Annotated in this window: 13 protein-coding genes; 6 read left to right on the forward strand and 7 right to left on the reverse strand. The window is 52.7% G+C overall.

Annotation, left to right across the window (positions count from 1 at the left end):
• Positions 1-64: 64 nt before the first annotated feature.
• The 3 genes from IPM52_08395 (at position 65) to IPM52_08405 (ending at position 6,703) form a co-directional block, all read left to right on the forward strand.
• Entirely contained in the window at positions 65-3,346 is a 3,282-nt protein-coding gene (locus IPM52_08395; protein ID MBK9291630.1) for a PD40 domain-containing protein, read from the forward strand.
• Between the two features lie 18 nt (positions 3,347-3,364).
• The gene (locus IPM52_08400) at positions 3,365-3,724 is read left to right on the forward strand and encodes a sulfite exporter TauE/SafE family protein (protein ID MBK9291631.1); all 360 of its coding nucleotides are present in this window, start codon (positions 3,365-3,367) and stop codon (positions 3,722-3,724) included.
• Between the two features lie 348 nt (positions 3,725-4,072).
• Positions 4,073-6,703 (forward strand): adenosylcobalamin-dependent ribonucleoside-diphosphate reductase, encoded by a 2,631-nt coding sequence (locus IPM52_08405; GenBank protein MBK9291632.1) that lies wholly within the window; start codon positions 4,073-4,075, stop codon positions 6,701-6,703.
• 45 nt (positions 6,704-6,748) lie between these two features.
• On the opposite strand, the gene IPM52_08410 is transcribed toward IPM52_08405, so the two are convergent.
• Positions 6,749-8,329, reverse strand: coding sequence for a glycosyltransferase family 39 protein (locus IPM52_08410; protein MBK9291633.1), 1,581 nt, complete (start codon positions 8,327-8,329; stop codon positions 6,749-6,751).
• 258 nt (positions 8,330-8,587) lie between these two features.
• Here IPM52_08410 and IPM52_08415 point away from each other — a divergent pair, with 258 nt between their 5' ends.
• The 3 genes from IPM52_08415 (at position 8,588) to IPM52_08425 (ending at position 11,727) form a co-directional block, all read left to right on the forward strand.
• Positions 8,588-9,931 carry a sigma-54-dependent Fis family transcriptional regulator gene (locus IPM52_08415; protein MBK9291634.1) on the forward strand — a complete coding sequence of 448 codons (1,344 nt, stop codon included), beginning with the start codon at positions 8,588-8,590 and terminating at the stop codon, positions 9,929-9,931.
• Positions 9,931-10,290 (forward strand): Hpt domain-containing protein, encoded by a 360-nt coding sequence (locus IPM52_08420; GenBank protein MBK9291635.1) that lies wholly within the window; start codon positions 9,931-9,933, stop codon positions 10,288-10,290. Before IPM52_08415 ends, IPM52_08420 begins: the two co-directional genes overlap by 1 nt.
• 129 nt (positions 10,291-10,419) lie before the next feature.
• Complete coding sequence (locus tag IPM52_08425; GenBank protein MBK9291636.1) at positions 10,420-11,727, forward strand: MFS transporter; 1,308 nt, start codon at positions 10,420-10,422, stop codon at positions 11,725-11,727.
• Here IPM52_08425 and IPM52_08430 read toward each other — a convergent pair.
• From IPM52_08430 to IPM52_08455, 6 genes are all read right to left on the reverse strand, one after another.
• Positions 11,724-15,023: an exo-alpha-sialidase gene (locus IPM52_08430; GenBank protein ID MBK9291637.1), complete on the reverse strand. Its 3,300-nt coding sequence runs from the start codon at positions 15,021-15,023 to the stop codon at positions 11,724-11,726. The two genes, IPM52_08425 and IPM52_08430, sit on opposite strands and share 4 nt — an antisense overlap.
• A gap of 152 nt (positions 15,024-15,175) precedes the next feature.
• A complete protein-coding gene (gene uvrC / locus IPM52_08435) occupies positions 15,176-16,993 on the reverse strand; it encodes an excinuclease ABC subunit UvrC (protein MBK9291638.1) in 1,818 nt (605 codons plus the stop codon).
• A gap of 7 nt (positions 16,994-17,000) precedes the next feature.
• Positions 17,001-18,053 (reverse strand): thiamine-phosphate kinase, encoded by a 1,053-nt coding sequence (gene thiL / locus IPM52_08440; protein ID MBK9291639.1) that lies wholly within the window; start codon positions 18,051-18,053, stop codon positions 17,001-17,003.
• Positions 18,054-18,131: 78 nt separating this feature from the next.
• A complete protein-coding gene (locus IPM52_08445) occupies positions 18,132-18,569 on the reverse strand; it encodes a nuclear transport factor 2 family protein (GenBank protein MBK9291640.1) in 438 nt (145 codons plus the stop codon).
• Positions 18,570-18,593: 24 nt separating this feature from the next.
• On the reverse strand, positions 18,594-21,020 hold the full coding sequence (locus IPM52_08450; protein MBK9291641.1) for an ABC transporter permease: 2,427 nt from the start codon (positions 21,018-21,020) through the stop codon (positions 18,594-18,596).
• A gap of 67 nt (positions 21,021-21,087) precedes the next feature.
• Positions 21,088-21,780 carry an ABC transporter ATP-binding protein gene (locus IPM52_08455; protein MBK9291642.1) on the reverse strand — a complete coding sequence of 231 codons (693 nt, stop codon included), beginning with the start codon at positions 21,778-21,780 and terminating at the stop codon, positions 21,088-21,090.
• Between the last annotated feature and the right edge of the window lie 139 nt (positions 21,781-21,919).

Genomic DNA, 21,919 nt, shown 5'->3' on the forward strand with positions numbered 1-21,919 from the left:
GGTGCATCGGATGCAATGACCGATTTGTATTACTTTAGTGGCGCCATTTCAGGTTTATCACTGCATGCATTCTGCCCTTCGAGAAACCCGCTCAGCCAGCTGCACCTGCAACAGGTTTCGCCTGTTGATGCTGCTTATTGTGCTTTTGATCAAGGGATTGCCGGCGGTTGCACAGTTCTACAGCGGCTCGCAGATGGATTTCGGGAAAAACCGCATCCAGTGGGGCGAAACGATCTGGTCGTTCTATCAGTTCGACAAGTTCGACACCTATTTCTACCTCAATGGCAGCGAGCTTGCCCTTTACGCAGCACGTTATGCCGACCAACAGATTCCGCTGATGGAACGGCGGTTGCAAACCACACTCAGCGAAAAAATCCAGTTTGTGATATTCAACAACCTGGGCGATCTCAAGCAAAGCAATATTGGCCTGGCCTCGCAGCAAACTTATAATGTAGGTGGCATCACCCATATTGTGGGTAGCAAGGTGATTGTGTATTTCGATGGAAATTATGTCAATTTCGAGCGCCAGATCCGTGCCGGCATCGCAGACATTCTGATCAATCAGCTGATGTTTGGCGGCAGCCTGGGTTCACAAATCCGCAATGCCACCTTGCTCAGGTTGCCTCAATGGTACATGAAGGGCTTGCTGTCGTACCTTTCGGAAGACTGGAACACAGAGCTTGACGGCATTATGTTTCAGGGAATTACGTCGGGTCGTTTTCGGAAGCTCAATCGCATCGAAGGTCAGGATGCCCTTGTTGCCGGTCATTCGTTCTGGCGCTTCATCGAAAAGACCTATGGCGCATCGGCCATACCCGACGTGGTGCATCTTACCCAGTCCGGCCGAAACATCCAGAGTGGCTTTCAGGCAGTAACCGGGGTAAAATTCAAGCAGTTGGCAAAAGACTGGTTCAGTTTTTACGAACAATCGTACAAAGGTCACAACATACGCCTGCCTGGTCAGCCACTGCCACTGAAATACCGTACCTACCGCAGGTTTATCCGGCCAAGCTTTAGTCCCGACGGCAATTATCTGAGTTACGTGAGCAGCGACGAGGGCCGCATTCGCATGTACCTCCAGGACCTGCGCACAGGAAAACGTCGTGTGATGTTTCGCAGCGGATACAGCACCGATGAGAAAATCGACGATTCTTTTCCGCTGACTGCCTGGCACCCTTCGGGTAACATTCTGGCATTTGTGCTCGAGGAAAAAGGGCGGATCCACCTTTACCTGTACAATCTGGAAGACCGCAGCCTGGACAAACGCAACCTGTATGATTTTCAAAAAGTAACACACATCAGCTACTCGGGCGATGGCCGGCGGTTGGCCATGTCGGCCGTGCGCCAGGGCAAGCCGGACATTTACATCTTCGACCTGGCATCGAATTCATGGACACAGATCACCGACGATTTCTACACCGACCTATTTCCTGTTTTCACTGAACGCGACCAGCGGATTGTCTTCAGTTCGAACCGTCCGGAACCCCTGCTGCGATCAGAACGTGAGCCCGAAAACACCTTAAGACCAGCCACTTTCGATTTGTTTGCCTACGATGTCAGAAGGCGTTCGAACCAACTCATCCGGCTCACCGATACTCCTCTGGCCAACGAAACCCAGACCACCCTTGCCGGGCCGGGACTGATTTATTTCCTGAGCAACGAAACTGGCTTCAGCAACATATTCACCGGCCGATTCGACAGCGCCATTGCTTATGTGGATACCACCGTGCACTACCGCTACTTTCTGGAAACACAGCAGCTGACCAACTTCACCGCCAACCTTTCCTACTTCACCGGATCGGCTCTTGTGGGCGAATATATGGCCGTTGCACGCGACGGCAGGTATGATAAGATATTCAGGCTCAGGCCCGAAGAACTCGATCCGGGTGCCGAGGCACTAAGCCGCTCCGTTTTTATGCAAACAATCGTAGAGCAGCAGGAGCGCGAAACCATGCAAACCGGACAACAACAAAAAAGCCGCAAACATTTCAGAAGCGTGTTCCGACCGGCCGAAATGCCCTCCGACACCCTGGAAAGCCCCTCACCTGCACGTCAGGGCGCTTTTGGCATTTCGGGCAGCCAGCGACTGGCATTGCTCAACCAGGGCACCGAAGAACAACGTACCGACCAGTTCAGGCAGCCCAAGCGACGTATTTATCTGGTGGAATATTTCTACGATGCCCTCACCACACAGATCGACTTTTCCTACATCAACCGCAGCTACCAACCTTTTACCGGCGGGGGCAGCCCCATATTTCTCAACCCCGGATTCAATGTGCTCACCGGCATCAACCTCACCGACCTGCTCGAAGATTATCGCATCAGCGGAGGGGTGCGCCTGAATTCGAGCCTGATCAACAACGAATATGTTTTCATATTCAACAACCTGAAGCACAGGCTCGACCGCACAATCGTACTGCATCGCAATACCCTCGAAAACTTTGATGAGGAGGCTGACCAGTTTACCCGCACCCATATCCATCAGGGTGTCTATTCGCTTACCTGGCCGTTCAGCGAAATCCTCTCCTTCCGTGGAAGCGCATTCTACCGCAACGACATGACGGTATGGCTGGCCACCGATCAAACCTCGCTGAGCAAAAAGAACCAGTTTGACCATTGGGCAGGAATCAGGGCCGAGCTCACTTTCGACAATACCCGACAGCTGGGCATGAACCTGTTCACCGGCCGGCGATGGAAAATATTTGGGGAATATTACCAGATGGTGCTGCCCGAGCAGCGCAACTTCAGCGTCCTGGGATTCGACTACCGCCATTACGAGCGCATTCACCGCAATTTCATCTGGGCAGGACGCCTGGCCGGAAGCACTTCTTTCGGACAGGACAAGCTCATTTATTACATGGGCGGTGTGGACGGATGGCTCATTCCCCGCTTCGACCAGTCCACCCCCATCGACCGCAAACAAAACTACCGCTATCAGACACTGGCCACCAATATGCGCGGGTTTAACCAGAACATCCGGAACGGCAACAACTTTTTGCTGGCCAATACCGAGCTGCGCCTGCCGGTGTTCAGCTACCTGCTCAACAATCCGATCAGCTCCGACTTTGTGCGCAACTTCCAGCTCGTGGCCTTTGGCGATCTTGGCCTGGCCTGGGCAGGACTAAACCCGTACGATCCCTCCAACTCGCTATATACCAGCTATGTAACGAGTGGCCCGCTTAACATTTCGGTTCAGATTCAGAAAGAACCCCTGGTGGGCGGATTCGGATTTGGTGCCCGTACCACCTTGCTGGGCTATTTCGTGCGCGGCGATGTGGCCTGGGGTGTGGAAGACCGAAAACTGGGTAAGCCCCTGTTCTACCTGTCGTTTAACCTTGATTTCTAACCATTTCGAAGCATGACCCTGAGTACAGCGCTTTTATTGATAGCCATTGGCCTGTTTGCCGGAGTTTTCAGCGGCATGATCGGCCTGGGCGGTGGTTTGATCATCATCCCGGCGCTCATCTATCTCCTTCACCTCGACCAACATACCGCCCAGGGCACCTCCCTGGCCATCATGCTACCTCCCATCGGCCTGATGGCTGCAATCAACTATTACAAAGCAGGCGCACTCAACATCCGGTATGCCGCCCTGATCGCTATTGCCTTTTTCATCGGCGGATGGTTTGGTTCGAAGCTGGCCCTCAACATCTCCGGAGATATGCTTCGTAAAATATTCGCTATCAGCTTATTAGCCGTTGCAATCCGGATGTTGTTCGACTGAGCTTCCTCCGTCGCACCCCATGCCAAACATGCTTTGAAAAAATTAACATGCGTTCTGGGATAGCCTGAAGCGCTCATTTGGCCTGAATAAGCGAAGTTATCAACAAAATCCTGTTAAAATTTTGTCGGGCAGCCTGCGGCAAAACTGATATATATTGCGCTTCCTTTCGGGCAAAATCAACTGACAAGTAATAATTAAAAAACCTGCTGAATTACAGCGTATTCAAAAAGCAAACCTACCCTGGCCATGGAACGAAACCTCTTTTCGGATTTGGAAACTTCTGATATTCAGCAAAAAGAACAATCACAAAAAGATCAACCTTTCTACGAAAAACTAAAGGAACTGCGTATGAGAACTGAACTCAGGGAAGTGAAAGAGACCGTGGAGGCATCCACTTTGGCGGGATCCCCGGTTGCCGAAGCGCCGGCTCCCAAACCAAAGCCCAAAAAGACTTATACCCATGAAGAAGTGCTTCGTGCCGCCACAGAATATTTCAAAGGTGATGTGCTGGCTGCCAACGTATGGATGAACAAATATGCCCTCAAGGACAGCCTGGGCAATCTGTACGAGCTTACACCGGACGATATGCACAGGCGCCTGGCTGCCGAAATTCACCGTATCGAAAAGAAATATTCCAATCCCATGTCGGAGGATGAAATCTTTGAAGTGCTCAAAGATTTCCGCTACATCGTGCCTCAGGGAAGTCCGATGGCCGGCATTGGCAACGACTTTCAGGTGTCGTCCCTGTCCAACTGTTTCGTTATCGGCAACGACGGGCCATCCGATTCCTACGGAGGAATCATGAAGATTGACCAGGAGCAGGTTCAGCTGATGAAGCGCCGCGGAGGTGTAGGCCACGACCTTTCGCACATCAGGCCTACCGGAAGTCCTGTGAAAAACAGTGCACTTACCTCAACCGGTGTGGTACCTTTCATGGAACGCTACAGCAACAGCACGCGCGAAGTGGCTCAGGATGGCCGCCGGGGCGCCCTCATGCTTACCATAAGTGTAAAACACCCCGACGCTGAGCGGTTTATTGATGCCAAGATGGAAGCAGGCAAAGTTACCGGCGCCAATGTGTCGGTGCGCATCACCGACGAATTCATGTGGGCTGTGGTCGAAAACAAGCCATTCAGGCAGCAGTATCCCATCGATTCGGACAATCCTATGTTTGTGCAGGACATTGATGCACGCAAACTTTGGAACAAAATCATCCACAACGCCTGGGCATCGGCCGAGCCTGGCATTCTGTTCTGGGATACCGTGATCCGCGAGAGCATACCCGATTGCTATGCCGATCTCGGATTCCGCACCCTGAGCACCAACCCCTGCGGCGAAATCCCGCTTTGTGCCTACGACAGCTGCCGCCTGCTTGCCATCAATCTCTACAGTTATGTAGAAAAGCCTTTTACACCCGAAGCTTCTTTCAATGCCGAGCTCTTTGCCAAACACGCCCGCATTGCCCAGCGCATCATGGACGACATTGTGGATCTGGAAGTTGAGAAAGTTGATGCCATCATCCAAAAAATTCTTGATGACCCCGAGTCGCTCGAGGTGAAAGGCGTGGAGCTGAGATTGTGGGAAAACATCCGGAAGAAAGCGCTTCAGGGACGCCGCACAGGCATCGGCATAACCGCCGAAGGCGATATGCTGGCCGCGCTTGGACTGCGCTACGGTTCGCCCGAAGCCATCAGCTTCAGCACCGAAGTGCACAAGCTGCTGGCACTCGAAGTGTATCGCTCATCGGTTGACATGGCCGAAGAGCGCGGCGCATTTGAAATTTATGATGCCCAACGCGAAAAAGACAACCCTTTCATACGCAGGATTGCCGAAAGTGCACCCAAATTGTACGAAAAGATGACCCGGGTGGGCCGCCGCAACATCTCGATGCTCACCATCGCCCCGACAGGCAGCGTGAGCATCCTCACCCAAACCACCTCCGGCATCGAACCCGTGTTTATGGTGAGCTACAAACGCAGGCGCAAGGTGAACCCCAACGACCGCAACGTCACAGTGAGCTTTGTGGACGAAGTGGGCGACTCCTGGGAAGAATACAATGTGTTCCACCCGCGTTTCGAAACCTGGCTCGAAGTGAACGGATACGACGTAAACGCAGTAAAATCGTACCCCGATGACAAGCTCAAGGCCATCATCGCCAAGTCGCCTTATTACAAAGCCACTTCAAACGACATCGACTGGGTGAGTAAAGTGAAAATGCAGGGCGACATCCAGAAATGGGTTGACCATTCCATCAGCGTTACCGTGAACGTGCCCAGCGATGTGACCGAAGAACTGGTGAGCAAGATCTATCAGACGGCCTGGGAAAGTGGCTGCAAAGGCATGACCATTTACCGCGACGGCTCGCGCTCGGGCGTGCTGATCAGCAACGACGACAAGAAAAAGAAAAAAGAAGACGAAACCGAATTCAGGGAAACCAACGCCCCGCCGCGGCCCAAACGTCTCGAAGCCGACGTGGTACGCTTCCAGAACAATTACGAAAAATGGATTGCCGTGGTAGGTAAACTCAACGGACGACCCTACGAAATATTCACCGGTAAGGCCGACGACTTCTACCTGCCACCATGGGTGGAAACCGGCTGGGTGATCCGCGAAAAAAACAAAGGCGAAAAAGCACGCTACGACTTCCAGTTCGAAGACAAGCAGGGCTACAAAGTAACCATCGAAGGATTGTCGCGCTCGTTCAACAAAGAATTCTGGAACTACGCCAAACTGATTTCAGGAATCCTGCGCCACGGCATGCCGCTGCCTTATGTGATTGAACTGGTCGAAAACCTTACCCTCGATACCGACAACATCAACACCTGGAAAAACGGCGTAGTCAGGGCGCTCAAGCGCTACATCCCCGACGGAACCCGGGCCGAAGGCAAACTATGCCCCGAGTGTAACGACACCGACAGCCTGGTCTATCAGGATGGATGCCTCACCTGCAAGTCGTGCGGATATTCGAAGTGCGGTTGACATTTCCCTGAATAAATTTTCAAACCCGGCTTATCACCGGGTTTTTTATTTTTCCAGCGGATCTGGTGGCAGTTGCCTGAGATCTTTCAGTATGAAAACGAAATGCCGCTTTGCAGGCTTGCCGTTTCGCATGATGGTCACCGTATCCACGGCAATGATTTCGGAAAACATCGGGCCGTAGATTTCGGCCGGATGCTTGTAATCGCGGCTGTTGGTGAGGTACCAATAGTCGGCTCCCTGCCGGAGCCCACCTCGCAACCTGTTGATCCACATATATTTATGCAAACGATGAGGTTCACCTATTCCGAATGCCTGCAAACCCAGCGGCCTGGCAATGTAATAATCGTAATTGGCCAGCGGAAACCAGTTTTCGCCCACCAGTCCGGCTTCATTAGCCATACTGCCCGATTCGAGCTGTTCGACACGTATTCTTGAAAATTCGGGTAAAAGCTGACGATAACCGTACATATCCAAACCCGGGTCGTCTTTTCCCAGACGATGATAGGCCTCCTGCGTCCTGGTGGGCGAAAACAAACCATACCTCACATGAAAAGCCCCAAGCCACACCACAAGCAACAACAAAGCCGTTGCCACAAATACAATGCCGGGGAACTGAGGTTTGGCTGATTTGCTGTCGAGCCATGCTGCGGCAAGCGGAATGAGGCTCACATAGGCAGGCCCAGTCCAATGCGGCAAGGTGGCCCGGAACAGACTGATTGCCAGAAACAATACAACAGGCGGCAAAGCCACCAACGCAATGAGCCGTATTTTTTCGGATGCGGCAAATGAAACCTTTCTCAGCCAGGCCAGTATTGCTGCCCAGATGATACCCACAGTAACCGGGTTGTTGTAAAGCCACTGTCCGGCCAGTTCGCGTGCAAAAAATTGAGGCTTCAGGCCAGCCTGCGGGCTAACGCGGCCACCATGAAAACTCAGGCTGATGAAATCGTTCTGCCAGTTCCAGACCACAACCGGCAGGAACACTAAAAAACTAAGCGCCGCTGCCAGCCATGGCCAAGGCGTCCTGAGCCAGGCCGGCCGGTGGAGCAGGACAAAAAACGCTGCCCCTGACCACAGGAAGACCGAGGTGTATTTGGAAAGCATGCCCAGGCCGGCCATCAGGCCGAAAGCCAGCCACAGCCGGGCAAAAGACTTCTGCTCAGGCGAGCAAGACGACAACCTGAGCAAAAACAAGAGCGAAAGCAGCCAGAAAAAGTTCTGCGGCGTATCGGGCAGAATGAAAATTCCGGTAATCACAAAAGCATACACCGAGGTGTTGTAAAGCATTGCTGCGATGAGGCCGGCCCGCTCACCGCGCAACAAACGACCAATAGAAAAGACGGTCAGGGTGTTGACCGACATCAGTACAACCGACGATAGCCTGATAAACAGCTCATTGTCGTAAAGTAGATTCGCACTAAAAAGCTGGATCATCAGGCCGACCATGGGCGGATGGTCGAAATGGCTGAGGTCGGGATACAGGGCATAAGTCCAATAGTAAACCTCATCGTTGCCCAACTCGAGCCACCATGCCAGAAATGCCCTCATCGCAAAGCTAACGGCCAGCAGCAACCAAATCACGGCAGGAAAGTGCCGCCATACCGGCGCCCATATCTTGTTTTTCATCCCACTTCTCCCGGCTCCATTTTTCCGGTCAGGCAAAATTGGCAATTTCCGGAATATGGTGCATGGCCAATGTATCCTCACCATGTCTTATTTCCCTGAAAGTGCCGGTTGATCATATCCACCTGTGCATCAACGAAAAGATGAAAAAAAACATTAAAAAAATTTGCGTTCAGGAGAAACAGGGTTTACTTTTGTGAAAATTTCTCATTTTGAGAAAACCTATTCTTTTTGCCAGACCAATCAACCGAGTTGTGAAGCATGGAGCCATTTAAGATATTCTTAGTCGAAGACGACCTATTGTTCGGCGAAATGCTCAGGCATCATTTGTCGCACAATCCCGACAATGAAGTGCATTTGTTCCGCAGCGGAAGCGAGTGCCTCAAGAACCTTTACCACATGCCCAACCTTATTTCGCTCGACTACAACCTGCCCGACATGTCGGGCCTGGACGTGATGCGGAGCATTAAGCGGGAATATCCTGAGCTGCCTGTGGTGATTGTTTCAGGACAACGCGACGTTTCGACTGCCGTGCAGTTGCTGCGTGAAGGCGCCTATGATTATCTGGAGAAAGACGATGATGTGAAAGAACGATTGTGGAACATCATCAACAAGGTGCGCGAAACGCTGGAACTGAAAAGCGAGATCACCTACCTGAAGGAAGAAATCGGCAAGAAGTACGAGTTCCGGAATGTCATCAAAGGCAACAGCGCAGCCCTGAGTCCGGTGTTCGGCCTGATCGAAAAGGCCATCAAAACCAATATCACTGTTTCGATAACAGGCGAAACAGGTACTGGCAAGGAGTTGGTTGCCAAGGCGATACACTATAACTCACCACGCAGCAAGAAGCCTTTCATTGCCATCAATGTTTCGGCCATACCGGGCGAACTGATCGAAAGCGAACTTTTCGGACACGAACGCGGTGCTTTTACCGGAGCCGTAACCCGCAAGATCGGCAAGTTCGAACAGGCCCAGGGTGGCACGCTTTTTCTGGATGAAATAGCCGATATGGACCTGCACATGCAGACCAAACTGCTCAGGGTGCTGCAGGAACGCGAACTCACCCGAATAGGGGGCAATGAGACCATCAAGATCGACGTTCGCCTCATCGTGGCATCGAACCGCAACCTTGCCGAAGAGGTTCAGAAAGGCAGATTCCGCGAAGACCTCTACTACAGGCTGCTGGGACTTCCCATCGAGCTGCCGCCATTGCGTTACCGTGGCAACGATGTCATCCTGCTGGCCAAGCATTTTGTGGACGAGTTCTGCCGCGAGAACAAGCTGGGCAAAATCACCCTGACCGAAAGCGCCCAGCGCAAACTCATGGAATACCCTTTTCCGGGCAATGTGCGCGAACTTAAAGCTGTGGTCGAGCTGGCCGCGGTGCTCACCGACAGCAATAAAATTGAAGCACATCACATCTCGTTCAACGCCACCAATATATCGACCAATTTCCTGTTCGAAGAAAGCACACTCGACGAATACAACCGCAAGATCATCCGCTACTACCTCGACAAATACAACAACAATGTGATGCTGGTGGCCCAGAAGCTCGATATTGGGAAAAGCACCATATACCGTCTGCTTAAAGAAAACAAACTCTGATGGAAAGCCAGGGCGAAAACGGGAACAACATTTACGACCTGACGCGCCTTTTCGAATACGTGGGCACCGATCCGAAGGTTGTTAAAGACATGATATCCCTGTTTATCGTTGCGGTGAACCAAAGCCTGACACTTATACAAACCCATTTTGAGAAGGCAGACTATCAGAACCTGGCCAAAGAATCGCACAAAATAAAAACCTCGCTCCAGATTTTTGGTTTCGACGACCAGCTCGAAACCATTCACTTGCTGGAGCAGGCAGGCAAAGCACTGCCACCCGATGCAGCGCAACGCATTCAAAAACTCGTACAAAGGCTTCAACAAGGCATCGAAGCGCTGAAAAATGATTTTGGCCTCTAAACTCCCCTCCCCCGTTGCCAGCCAATATACCGGCAAATCAGATCGCCTTTTCACTCCTCCATAAATGAACATACCGGCCTGACAAAGATTTTTTCGTTTCTTGCGGCCACAATTTTCAAACGCAGAAGCATGAAAGAAAAAAGCGGAAAGAAATCCGGATTTGGTTCTTTTACAAAGAATTACTGGATAGCCATCCTGATGGAGTTTTTCGAGCGGGGCTCCTATTACGGTGTGATGTCGGTGCTTTCGGTTTACCTGGTGATGGGTCCAGGCGACGGAGGCCTGGGTTTCAGCAAGGAGAGTGTAGGAGTGATCAAGAGTACCATCACTCCCCTGCTTTATCTGCTTCCCATACTGGCCGGTGCTTTGGCCGATCGTTTTGGCTACCGCAGGCTGCTCATGCTGGCTTTTGCACTGATGAGTGCAGGATACCTGCTCACCAGCCAGCTGACAAGCTATACCGCTGTATTTGCCAGTCTTTTGCTGATGGCTGTAGGGGCAGGTATTTTCAAACCCATCATTTCGGGCACCATTGCCCGCGAAACCGACGAACACAACAGCAGCCTCGGCTTTGGTATATTTTACTGGTCGATCAATCTGGGCGCCTTTATCTTTCCGCTTATCCTGGTGCCTTACCTGAAAGGCATCGGCTGGAGCTGGATTTTCGTCATGGCTGCAGTGGGCACAGGCTGGCTGCTGCTGCTCAACCTTTTTGCATTCAAAGAACCCCCGCGACCTGAAAACACCCGCAGCCTGGCCGAAGTGTTGCAGGGTATTGTGCTGGTAATCAAGGATTACCGCTTTGTCACCATGATCGTCATCTATTCCATGTTCTGGATTCTGTACTTCCAGATGTTCGATACTGTGCTGTGGTACCTCACCGAAAAGGTGGACATGCAGCCAGTGAACGATGCCGTGAACGGACTACTTGCAGCAATAGGCCTGGATATCCATTGGCAATTCGATGCCGAGCATGTTACAGTTGTTAATGCCGGAACCATCATTGCCCTTCAGCTGGTTGTTTCGTCCATCGTAAAAAACACACGTGCCCTGCCCACCATGATTTTCGGCATTGCACTGGGCACGGCCGGAATGGCATTGCTGGCCGTGAGCATGCATGCGTGGGTGTTTGTAGCGGGGTTGATCCTGTTCTCCCTAGGCGAGATGACCGCCCACCCCAAGTTTATTTCGTATGTGGGTCTGATTGCGCCACCCGACAAGAAGGCGCTTTATCTGGGCTACTCCTTCCTGTATGGTGTGATTGGCAGCGGAGTGGGAGGCATTTTGGGCGCCTATCTGTATGTTTATTTTGTGGAGCAACGCAACCAGCCCGCCCAATTATGGCTGGTTTTCAGCCTGATAGGTGTGCTAACCATTGCAGGATTATATCTCTACGACAAACTGCTTGCGCCGGATAAGGTCAGGGATCAGGCTTAGGGCAAAACCACCAGCCGCTTCAGCCATTGCTTCCCGCCCACGGAAACCCGAAGCAGATAGACGCCCGGATTTCTGAGGTCGAACAGGTCAGTCAGGCGACCAGAACTGGCCGGAGGCGACTTCACAGCAATCAGCCTGCCACCTGCATCCAGTAGCATCAGGCTGGAGCGCATGTCCTGATCCGTGATTCGCCACTGGATCTGGTCGAATCTTCCGGGATTCGGGAAAAGCTCAAAAGCTCCATCTGCTTCTAATTGAAATAAATCGCTGATAATAAACAACACCTGGTTGGAGGGTTGCGACTCAAACTCGCCCCAGGCCGAGGTCACATAATACAGGCCGCCTCCCGACAAAATGTCGTCGTCGTAGATGGTTTGGCCGGCATCGACCGCGGCAATGAGCTGGGCATCGCGGTAAACGCGGTACTGGCTGAAAGCCGGGATGCGTTGCGGACCGCTGTTCGGACGAATTTCCGGTAATCCATAAGCCTGCCCGGGACTGTTGGTTTCGAGCACGGCAAATTTGGTCGAAGGACTGGATGTGCTTACCAGCATACCTTTGAGGTTCCAGTTGATGTTCCAGCCAAAATAGTCGCTCATGCTCACCCAGTTAGCCCCATAAAGCAGCATATCGCCTTTGTAGGCCACAGCCGGCCCGTTGTCCACACCAGCCGGGTAGCCGCCGGAGGTATTGATAACCCTGTAGCCGATCCAGAGTTCCTGGCTGGCATCAATCTGCACCGGATTTACCAGTTCAAACTCGTTCCAGCTGTTGCTGATCCAGCCGCTCACTGCCTGTTCCCTGAGCAAAGTTCCGGCGTAATACTGGTTGCCTCCCTGCCACACCCTGAGGAAGATCTGGCAATCCTGGGCAGCAAGGTAAGCAGCTATCCTGGTCAGGTACATGCCATGGTAGGTTTGCAGGTCGGAGGGTGTAAACCGGATGGCTGCATCAAATACCGGCACCGAGGGGCCACCCACCGCACTGAAATTTTGTTCACTTCCCCAGCTGAGCCACTCGCCCTGGCTGGCTGGAGCCTCCCAGCTAAGCCTGATGGCCTGGCTCCCATACAGGTCGGCTGTAAGGTTAAGCGGCGGAAAAAGCAAAGGTGCAGGCACCTCCAGCGCCAGGCTTGCCTGTGGCGATTCGCCTGTGGGATAAACAGCGCTCACCCCAATCTGATGCGTCTGGCCCACAGGCAATTCGTCGAACTGGTAAGTAAGTTGCGAAACAGGCGCACCCTGGGCCAGACCATTCAGATATACCTGATATCCAATAGGTTCAATGACCAGGTTGCTGCTTTTGTCCCCATCGGCCACACCAGCACGGATCATCAGGTCGGCATTGGGGATGCTGCTCCAGGGCGAAGCAGGACTATTTTTTACATACGAAAAACCATCGGGCTGGTTGAGGTCGCCGGCCAGCCGATAAGTGTTGCCGTTGTTCCACTGGCAGGCAATGTAGAAACGTGCTCCGGCAGGCACCGGGATGTTTACCGGGATGCGTTGCCAGCCATCTTCGTTGAGCTGAATAAGGTAGGGTCCACCCAGCACCGTTCCCGCATCGGGCAGTCCGTTGTTGTCGCCCAATACCCAGAACAAGACCGGCTGGCTTTGACCGTTGTTGATGAGGTAGGCTTTCAGCTGACGCAGCACAAGGTTTTGGCTTTGCTGAAACGCCACAGCCATCCATTCGTTGCCGGTGACCTGGCCCGGCCAGTAATAGCCGTTGGGTTCGCCATCATCGTAGCTGAGCTCCCTCGAGTTGAATCCGATCGGCGCTTCCCACTCCAGCACGGCCTGATTCAGATTGTGTAGGCTGGCTGTGAGCAGATGCGGGGGATAATTTCCCGGACTGAGTGGCTGAAGGGTAATATGAAGGATTGCGTTCTGATTCAAAACAAAGTTTGGATTGCCATAGGTCTGATAACCAGGGGCCATCACCTGCAGGTTATAGGTTCCGGCAGGCACCTGGGCAGCATAGCTGCCATCAGGCTGGGTAAAGTTAAGAAAACCACTTAGGGAAACCGTGGCTCCGGCAATGGGATTTTCCTGAGGGTCTTTGACAGTTCCACTCAAGGTAACGATCTGTGAGAGTGTATTTTCGGCCCGGCGCCCCCAGACCTCAAACACAAAAGTGCCGTCGTTGGGACGATTCCACACCAGGTAAAGCTTGTCCTTTTGTCCGTCGTTGAATGCGACAACTCCCGGCCAGGCAGCGTCTTCGGTGTCCTGAGAAAACTGTATCAGTTCCGACCAGCTGGCGCCATGGTCGTTCGAGAAACGCAGAAAAGCCCGCTCGTTTTGCGAATAAGTCTTATCCGACCAAACCACATAGATGCGGTGGTTTCCGGGGCTGTTTCGTTCGAGCCATAGTTCAGGCCGGCTCGAATTGCCGGTGTTCTGGCTCAGGTTGAGAGGCGTTTCCCAGGATTGACCCAGGTTGTGCGAGCGATAAAGGAAGATGTCCGATTGCAGGGGATCGCCCTTGGCCTGCACGGCCACATACAGCGACTGGTCAATTACCCTGGCCTTGATGCGTGCATTGTAGGCCTTGTTTTGCGAGAGGTTTGCTGCGGGGCTGAAAGTTTGGCCGAAATCGGTGCTTTTGGTAAACATCAGGTCGAGGTCGTCGTAATTGAGGCCGGTTTGTTCGTTGTAAAACAGGTAGATCTCCTGGCCGCGCATGGCCAAAGCCACCCAACGTGCTGCAGTACTGGTACTGGTAATCTGTATGGGCGCCGACCAGGTAATTCCGCCGTTTACCGAGCGGATGAGAAAGATCTGATACTTGTAATTGATATCGCGGTCTTCGTAGGCAATCACCACTGTGTCGCCACTTGCCGCTATCTGTGGCACAATGGCGCCGCGGATGGCATTGGTCACCTGGATCTCATTGCCAAAGCTCTGACCATTGTTGGTGCTGCGCACAAGAAAAATCTGGCTGTTGCCGGATGTGTTGCGGTAATAGGCCACATATACCTTGCCCTGGCTGGCCGCCACCACCGGATAGCTGGCGCCGTAATCTGTACCGGTGTAAAGTGTGAGCTTGCCCGACCAGTTGAGCCCGCCGTTGTCGCTTTTTCGAAAACGGATATCTCCCCAGTTGTTCCACACCAGATACAGGCTGTTGCCATCCCTGGCCAGCTGCTGCTCGCGCGATGGGCCATACTCATTCGACAGGTTCACCGGCTCGAACAGCTGCACCTGCCCCGTTAGAAACTGAGGCAGGAAAAGCAGCAGCATCAATGGAATTGCTGAAAGATGTGTCCACAAAAGGGTAGTTTTTATCTTCATGGCACCACTATTGAGGAATTCATGAATACACACTCATAGCCATCCCGCTGGGGAAGCCATCACAAAGATAGTTTCTTACATGGCTTAAAAAAGTGATTCTTACCCGGCTTTTCCACAGGGCATGCATCGCAAAGCAAAATAACGGAAAGGTCTCACCCGGCTTTGCTGCGGAAATAGGAATAAACAATCTCTGCCCTTGCCTTGCCAACAACGGCGGCTATTTCGTCCTTCGCGGCCATGCTGAGGTTTTTCACCGACTTGAAATGGCTGAGTAGTTTGTGTGCCGTTTGCTCGCCTATGCCTTTAATCTGGCTGAGTTCCGACTGCAGGAAGCCTTTCTGGAATTTTTTGCGGTGATGGGTGATGCCAAAACGGTGGGCTTCGTCGCGCAATTGCTGAATAAGCTTAAGCGACTCGGAGCGTTTGTCGATGTAAATGGGCACCTGGTCGCCGGGGAAAAAGATCTCCTCCAGCCGTTTAGCAATTCCGATGATGGTGATCTGCCCGCGCAGATTGAGTTTGTCGAGGGCTTCAACTGCAGCCGACAGTTGTCCTTTCCCCCCATCGATCACAATAAGCTGAGGAAGAGGCTTTTCCTCATTGAGCAGGCGGCTGTAACGCCGGGTTATAATCTCGCGCATGGAGGCAAAGTCGTCGGGGCCTTCCACGGTTTTGATGTTAAAGTGCCGGTATTCGGCCTTGTTTGGCCGGGCATTGACAAACTGCACCATGGCTGCTACGGCATAATCGCCCTGAAAATTGGAGTTGTCGAAACATTCGATCACTTCGGGCAACACGCTCATCCTGAGGTCTTTTTGCAATTGTTGCAAAATGCGTTTCTGGTGCCGCTCAGGATCCACGAGGCTGCGTTGCTGTTCGATTTCGAGCTTGTAGTGCCGGGCATTTTTTTCCGAAAGCTCCAGCAGGTCTCTTTTCTCGCCCCGCTGAGGCACCGTTACCTTGACGCCTTCCGGCAAAAATGCCGGGGTAAATGGCAGGATAAGTTCAGCAGCATCGGAATGGAAACGCGTGCGCAACTCGGCAATGGCCAGGCTGAGCAATTCATCGGCCGTTTCATCCAATTTCTTTTTCAATTCGATGGTGTGCGAATGCACGACCGCGCCCTCCACCACCCTCAGGTAGTTTACCCAGGCCGTTTCGGGTTCGTCCAGAATGGAAAACACATCCACATTGCTGATGTTCTGACTCACCACGGCCGAGCGGCTCTGGTAATTTTCAAGCAACTGCAGCTTCTCTTTGATGGCCTGGGCTTTTTCAAATTCCATGCTTTCGGCATGTGCCATCATGCGTGCCTTCATGTCGCGCAGGATCGGGCTGAGGTTTCCGCGGATGATCTGTCTGATTTCGCGAATCATGGCGTTGTAGTCGGCTTCGCTTTGTCTGCCCTCGCACGGACCCAGACAATTGCCAATATGGTATTCCAGACAAACCTTGTACTGCCCGCGGGCTATGGCTTTTTCCGACAGGTTGAGGCTGCAGCTCCGGATCGGATAAAGCTGGCGAATGAGCTCGAGCAGGGCATTTTTGGTGCGCCCCGAAGCATAAGGACCAAAATATTCCGATCCATCCTTCACCGGGTTTCGGGTGGAAAACACCCTTGGAAATGGTTCGTTCTTAATACAAATCCAGGGATAGGTCTTGTCGTCGCGCAGGAGCACATTGTAGCGCGGCTGCAGCGTTTTGATCAGGTTGTTTTCGAGCAGCAGGGCATCGGCCTCGGTTTCAACAACGATAAACCTGATGTCGCGGATGCGCCGCACCAGCACGCGCAGCTTGCCCGTCTGCACCTTAGTGAAATAGCTCGACACCCTTTTGCGCAGGTCTTTTGCCTTACCCACATAAATCACCTTCCCGCTTTCATCAATATACTGATACACACCGGGTTGGTGCGGAAGCGAAGCCACCAGCGCCTGCAAATTGCCGGGTATGTCAGCTTGCTGCTCCTGCATGGCTTGCTTAGCGCTTTCTCAAGGCATCCCAACCCTGTGCAGTAATCGGAATCACCTGCTGATCGGTGGTGATCAGGCTGGCCTGCCCCACCTCGGCCGTCATGTGGCCAATGATGGTCACATCCTTCACTTCGAGAATCTTCGGATAATCGGCCTGCCGGATGGTGAAAAGCAGCTCGTAGTCTTCGCCCCCGTTGAGTGCCGCCACGGCCGGCACCATGCGGAAATCCTGACACAAACTCAGCATGGCGGGGTCGAGCGGAAGTTTGTTTTCGTACACATGGCAACCTACTGCAGAAGCTTTGCACAGGTGAAGCACTTCCGAGGCCAGCCCGTCCGAGATGTCGATCATGGCGGTGGGTTTGATGCCAGCTTTGCGCAGGGCGTCCACTATGTCGGTGCGTGGTTCGGGCTTGAGCTGGCGTTGCAGCACATAGTCGTGCCCTTCGAGGTCGGGTTGCATGTTGGGGTTGGCCCGGAATTCGGCTTTTTCGCGCTCCAGGAGCAGCAAACCCATGTAAGCCGCACCCAGGTCGCCACTCACACAAAGCAGATCGCCCTGCGATGCGCCAGACCGGTAGGTAATCTGATCTTCCTCTGCCTCTCCGATCACTGTGATGGAAATCATAAGTCCGGAAGTACTCGAGGTGGTATCGCCGCCAACCAGGTCCACCTTATAGCGCTCGCAAGCCAGTCGCATGCCGGCATAGAGCTCATCGAGCGCCTCGACCGAAAAACGGTTCGAAACCGCCAGTCCGACCACAATCTGGGTGGCACGGCCATTCATGGCGGCAATATCCGAGATATTGACTGCAACTGCCTTATATCCAAGGTGTTTGAGGGGAGTATAGGTGAGATCGAAATGCACACCTTCCACAAGCAGATCTACAGAGAGCAGAATGCGTTGCGTACCAAAACCCAGCACCGCAGCATCGTCGCCCACAGCTTTGAGGGTGGAGGCATTGAAAACCGGCATAGCGGCCGTGAGCCGGTCGATCAGACCAAACTCGCCAAGACTGGATATTTCGGTGCGGGGTAACTCGTTATCGGATGTGTTCATGTACAAAAGATAAAATGAAAAATGCAGGCTAATTGCCTGCAAAATTAAGCTTTTCGGCTCTATGGAAGGTTTTGCGGCTCAATCGGGTATGCGGTAAAAAATCTTGGACACGATTTTCCAGCCTTCATCGAACCTGTACAGCGTCATGTAATCGGTGAAAATATGCTTTCCGTCGCGGAACAATTCCACCCGTGCCACGGCAGCATTGCCCGCCACATCCACCAGAGGAATCTCGGCCGTGGTAACAGCCGTGGGCTTCTGACCGGCTTCCATAGCCTTGCGGATATTCTCGAGCCAGGAATAGATCGGAAACTTAACCAGCAAATTGTTATTTACGCTCAGCATCTCGAACCCCGGGTGAAAACCCTTCTGGATGTTGGCTGTTTCGGTTCTGTTGTGTATGCCCTGCACATACGATTCCTGGATCAGTGCCCGGATAACGGCGGCATCGTCGGATTGCGCAAAACCTGTTGCTGCCAGCAACAGCATGATAACGGCAAGCAAAGTGTTTTTCATAGTTTCGATAAATTAAAATGTATTTTACTGGTATTTAAGTGCTTCCACAGGATTGAGCTGCGACGCCCTGAAAGCCTGAACCACTACACTGAAAAATGCCACCACCCAGGTAAGGAGGGTGGCCAGCATAAATTCTGCCACACTTAAGTCCACATGATAGGCAAATCCCTGCAGCCACCGGTTCATCATCCACCAGGCCAAAGGCCAGGCTATGAGGGCTGCAATGAGCACCCATCGGGTGAATTCGACGAGCAGCATGCGCACAATATAGCCGTTGCTGGCGCCAAGTATCTTGCGAATGCCCAACTCGCGGGTGCGGCTCTCAATGGTGTGCGTGGACAAGCCAAACAAGCCCAGGGCTGCAATAAGCAGAGCCAGCATACTGAAAATAGTATATACCTTACCCACAGTCTCTTCTCCTGAATACATGCTGCCTATCTGGGTATCCATGGTCGTAAACTCGAATGGTTGTCCGCTGTCCATTTCATCCCACAGACTGCGCACCCTGTCGAGCACGTCAGGCATATGGCCCCGTTCCACGTTGATGGCCATGCGGTTCATCCAATACCCCCTGCGCAGAAGGATGGCGATGGGATTCACCTTTTTGCGCAACGATTCGTAGTGAAAATCGTCCACCACACCCACAATTCGAAACGACTGGCTTTTGGTGTTCAGCGCGCCGTGAAGCTCGATCCGTTCTTTTGTCCAGTCCGTGATCTGCAATTGCTCCAGTGCGGCCCGGTTGATCACAATAGCCGCAGTGTCGGATGGTTCGTCGGGACTAAACCACCTTCCTTCCATGAGTCGCAGTTTCAGGGCATCGGCCAGGTGATAATCGGCCATCATGACCGCCATCAGCCTGACCTGGTCCACTGGGCGGCCTTCTATTCCCACACTGTTGGTGGAATGCTCGTCGCCGGGAAGATTCAGGGCATAACCTGCCTCAACTACCCCCTCCACCTGCTTTACTTTTTCCCGGAATTCATCAATACGCTCTCCCAGGCCATGCACCCTTTTGATCACCAGGACATCATGCAACTGAAAGCCCAGGTCTTTACTATGCACGAACTCAAGTTGCCGGTAAACCACAAATGAAGATATCATCAGCAGGATGGCTGACGAAAACTGAAACACAACGAGCAACCTTCGCAATCCGCCCATTCCCGAACGGGGCAACAACTGCCCTTTAAGCACCTGTGCCGGCTCGAATGCCGAGAGGTAAAGCGACGGATAAATGCCGGCAGCCAGTGTGCAAAGTGCAACCATGGCCACCATCACCAGCGGAAAATAACCCCCGAACAGCATGGTCACCCTGAGTTCTTTTGCAGCTATGTTGTTGAACCAGGGCAGGGCAAGCTCTACCATCAACAAGGCAAGTGCCAGTGCCAGAAGCAGATACAAAAATGTCTCGAACAAAAACTGCCAAACCAGCTCGGTGCGGTACGAACCCATCACCTTGCGTATGCCTACCTCGCGTGAGCGTGCAGCGGCCTTGGCTGTGGACAGATTCATAAAATTGATGCACGCCAGCAGCAAAATGATAAGCGCGATGGCCGAAAACAGCCACACCCGCGCCAGGTTGCCATTGCGCCGGAGCTCGCCATCGAGGTTGGAATGCAGATGGATATCAGCCAATGGTTGAAGTTCGTAGCGATACACCTGCCCGGTTGCCGCAAATTGCTCCAGATCAAGGCCAAGGCTCAATACGATTTCATCTTTGATGTGACGCATCAGGAAGGCATCCAGGCTATCGCTGATGTGCTGAATACCGGCACCCTCGCGCAGCTTGAAATAGGTGAGCGATCCCTGCATCAGCCAGCTTTGCTGCGCATGGTAAGGGATGCTCGTCATCGAGACCACCATATTGAACCGCATATGGCTGTTCGGAGGCGGATCGGCCATAATTCCGGTGACCGTATAGCGGTGCATCTCGTTTTCAATCAATACCTTGCCCATCGGGTCCTCGTCGCCAAACCACCGACGCGCTGCCGACTGGGTGAGCACAATGCTTTTTGGTCGGGTCAGCGCCTTTTTGGGATCGCCTGCAAGCAGTTTATACGAAAACACATCAAAGAACGATGAATCGGCATAGGCAAAATAGTCCTCGATCAGGCTCTGCTGGACCTCCTGACGTCGCAGGCTGTGTTGTGGCCGGATCATGAGCCTTGTGGCATATTCAATTTCCGGAAAATCGTTGAGCAAGGCACCCGGCAATGGAGCCGGTGTATATACCGTCCTGAAGTTCAAGCCGTTGAATTTTCCATTTACCGTCACGCGGTAAATCCGGTCGTAGCCTTCATGAAACTTGTCGTAACTAAGCTCGTCGGCCACCCAAAGCAGGATGATGAGGCAGGAGGCCAAACCAGTGGCCAGCCCAAGCGTATTGATAAAGCTGAACACCTTACGCCTGAGCATCAACCTGTTGCCAATCATCAAAAAATGCTTCAACATCGGAGCGGGCTTTTCAGAGCTTTCGGCTCGGTAAATGATAGTTTACATTTTGGCAAAACATCCGGAATCAGGTGCTTAGTTTTCGGAAATGCTCGTTGATGACTTTGCCGTCGAAAAGGCGCACCAGGCGTCGGGCGTAATCGGCATCGCGCTGCGAGTGGGTAACCATGACAATGGTGGTGCCCTGCGCATTGAGTTGTTCGAGCAGCATCATCACTTCCTCCCCATTGTGCGAGTCGAGGTTGCCCGTGGGCTCGTCGGCCAGAATCAGCAACGGGTTGCCCACCATGGCACGCGCCACAGCCACCCTTTGCTGCTGCCCGCCCAAGAGCTGTTGCGGAAAAAGATCGTGCTTGTGTGCAATCTGCAACCGGGCCAGGGTAGCCATGACACGCTCCCGGCGCGCCTTGGGAGGAACCCCCTGATAGACCAGCGGCAGCTCCACATTCTCAAACACATTGAGCTCATCAATGAGGTTGAAGTTTTGAAACACAAAACCAATGTTGTGCTTTCGAATGGCAGCCCGCTGTCGCTCGGACAATGGCGTAACATCCTGTCCCTGAAAGATGTATGTTCCAGATGTCGGGTTATCCAACAACCCAAGTATGTTCAGCAAGGTCGTCTTTCCACAACCCGAGGGACCCATGATGGCCACAAATTCGCCCTGCTCAATGCTGAGGCTGATGCCATCGAGCGCCCGGGTCTCGACCTCCCCGGCAACAAATGTGCGCCTGATATCTATGGTTTGTATGAGAGGCATCCTCAAATTTTCTTTCTTCTCCAAAGTCGGGTAAAGATACTCCATCCGGCAACAAGCCCGGGTTTTTTCCTGAATTTACCCAACAGTGGCAATTTATTGTTTTTTTGCACTTTCAATGCCATAAAATACAAAATACTGT

It is taken from the genome of Bacteroidota bacterium, from assembly GCA_016715945.1.
Classification (GTDB): domain Bacteria; phylum Bacteroidota; class Bacteroidia; order Bacteroidales; family F082; genus JALNZU01.